Source organism: Mesorhizobium sp. M7A.F.Ca.ET.027.03.2.1, from assembly GCF_003999175.1.
Lineage (GTDB): Bacteria > Pseudomonadota > Alphaproteobacteria > Rhizobiales > Rhizobiaceae > Mesorhizobium.
Window position 1 is genome coordinate 1 of record NZ_RZOM01001025.1, and the last position, 2,224, is coordinate 2,224.

Here is a 2,224-nt window from a genome sequence, read left to right on the forward strand (position 1 = left end):
TTCGTGGACCATCTAGGAGCCTTGGCAGACGTGTTCGCGCGGGCGGCTTGCGCAGCCGGTCCCATGGGGGGTCGTCATCTCAGCCAAGCGTCCGCGGCCGAGGATTTCATTCGCTCCCACCTAGGGGAAGACATACCCATCATTCGACTGTGTAAGGAAATCGGTGTCAGCCGACGGCAGCTGGAATACGCTTTTCGTTCCACATTCTCAGTAACGCCGCTCGAGTTCATCAGGGCGCTCCGCCTCAATGAAGCCAGACGGTTACTTTGCACTGCACGTGCAAATGGCTTGAGCGTGACGACGATCGCGATGGACGTGGGGGCCAACCATCTGGGCCGCTTCGCGGCGAACTATCGCCTGTTCTTCGGCGAATCTCCCAAGGAAACGCTCAAGCGAGCCGCGAGATCGTGACCAGATCGTAGCGTCCGCGGAGAAATTGTGCCGGATCGTCCTTTCCAGGATTGAAGTGCGCAATTCGGATAGAAGGTCCGTTTTAGACGAGTATGCTCTTAACTACCAAACAATCGCGCTGTCACTGTTCCAAAGAGCGGCCCGATTTCGGGTCGGCGCAGGCCTGCATAAGGCGCATGGGGCTTTGATGCGAAGCTTTCGGGAGGATGCAAAATGACCAGACATAGCTTAAAATTGGCCGGCACCGCCGGAATCGTTAGCACTTTGATGTTTGCGGGGCTCGTCGACACCGTCATGCCTTTCGCTCCTTTCGTAGGTGGTGCGCAGGCCCGAGTCGGTCATCCGCTCACGCCGGGCAGCGTCGCAGGGGTCGCGAGGCGTGCCACACGCCGAACGATCCGCCGTTCGACGATTTACGTGACCAGGCTCCCGGCAGCGTGTGTTAAAACCTCGATCAACAGCACCGTGTTGTGGCACTGCGGCAGCACGTACTATCAACCCTACGGCGGGCGATACGTCGTCGTTCACATTCATTGAATGAGATGTACCATCGGCGCGTGCATAATGAACGTTGGATAGAGCCATCGGTAGTCGGGGCGCGCAGGCCGTTTGAGCCATACCCAAAGGTCAAGCGAAAATTCGTCTGCGTGGGTTCACCGACTATGTCTGCTATCGAGCGATTGCAAGGTCCACCGCAGCGACTGAATTTGGGCGCAAAGCAGACCACCTCCCTGTCGGAACCAACAGCGCTTTCATAGAATTTACGGTGACAGTGTACTTTTTACCCTGCCAGCCGCCTCATCACCCCCCCGCCAGCCTCGGCAACAAAAAAATCTCCGCCCCCTCTGGCAGCTTCTTCGACCACGTATCGCGATAGATCGTCCCGTCGATCGCCACCGCGATGCCTTTTTCGATCCAGGGCTCGAGGCCGGGATACTGTTCAGCCAGCTTCCTGAACAGCTCCCTTATGTCCTTGGCCTCGATCTCGACCTTGCTGTTGCCTCCGGCGGTCGCGGCGAGCGAGCCCCAGAGCGTTACTTCGACCATTCCCGTTCCGCCTCGATCGCCGCCAGGATGCGCGGCGGCGACATCGGGATGTGCGTCATGCGCACGCCCGCGGCGTTCGACACCGCATTGGCGATCGCCGCCAGCGGCGGCACGATCGACGTTTCGCCGACACCGCGCACCCCGTAAGGGTGGTTGGGGTTGGGGATTTCGAGGATCTGCGTGTCGATCATCGGCAGGTCCGAGCAGACCGGGATGCGGTAGTCGAGGAAGCCGGCGTTCTGCAGCCGCCCGTCCTTGCCGTAGATATACTCCTCGTTGAGCGCCCAGCCGATGCCTTGCGCGGCACCACCCTGGTACTGTCCCTCGACATAGGTCGGGTGCACCGCCTTGCCGGCGTCCTGCACGACCGTGTAGCGGATGACCCTGGTGGCGCCGGTATCGGGATCGACCTCGATATCGCAGATATGGGTGGCGAAGGAGACGCCGGCGCCATCGGCGACGAGCTCGCTGTGGCCGGCGATCGGTCCGCCGGTCTTGCCCGACTCGACCGCGATCTCCTTCAGCGACAGCTTGCCGAGATTGCCGTGCTTCTCGCCCTTGGCGATCGCGTGGCCCTTTTCCCAGACCACGTCGTCGACGGCAATGTCCCACATCTGCGCGGCGCGCTCGCGCAGGATCTTGATCGCATTGCGGGCGGCCGAGATCGTCGCCATGGAGGACGAGAAGGTGCCGCGGCTGCCGTCCGTCATGTCGTTGTAGCCGAGGCTGGACGTGTCGGCGACGATCGCCTTGACCTGGCTATAGT

The 2,224-nt window shown here is 61.1% G+C and carries 4 protein-coding genes; 2 read left to right on the forward strand and 2 right to left on the reverse strand.

Annotated elements, in window-relative coordinates; translation table 11 throughout:
* Together EN750_RS30605 and EN750_RS41080 are read left to right on the forward strand one after the other, a co-directional pair.
* The coding region (locus EN750_RS30605; protein WP_210212782.1) for a helix-turn-helix domain-containing protein at window positions 1-411 on the forward strand (411 nt) is incomplete at its 5' end.
* Window positions 412-678: 267 nt separating this feature from the next.
* Window positions 679-948 (forward strand): hypothetical protein, encoded by a 270-nt coding sequence (locus EN750_RS41080; protein WP_245482858.1) that lies wholly within the window; start codon window positions 679-681, stop codon window positions 946-948.
* Between the two features lie 264 nt (window positions 949-1,212).
* Here the strand turns inward: EN750_RS41080 and EN750_RS30615 are convergent, their stop codons facing one another.
* A complete protein-coding gene (locus tag EN750_RS30615) occupies window positions 1,213-1,458 on the reverse strand; it encodes a MoaD/ThiS family protein (protein ID WP_127398960.1) in 246 nt (81 codons plus the stop codon).
* On the reverse strand, window positions 1,446-2,224 hold a 779-nt coding region (locus EN750_RS30620; protein ID WP_145968063.1), incomplete at its 5' end, for a molybdopterin cofactor-binding domain-containing protein. The genes EN750_RS30615 and EN750_RS30620, both read right to left, overlap by 13 nt.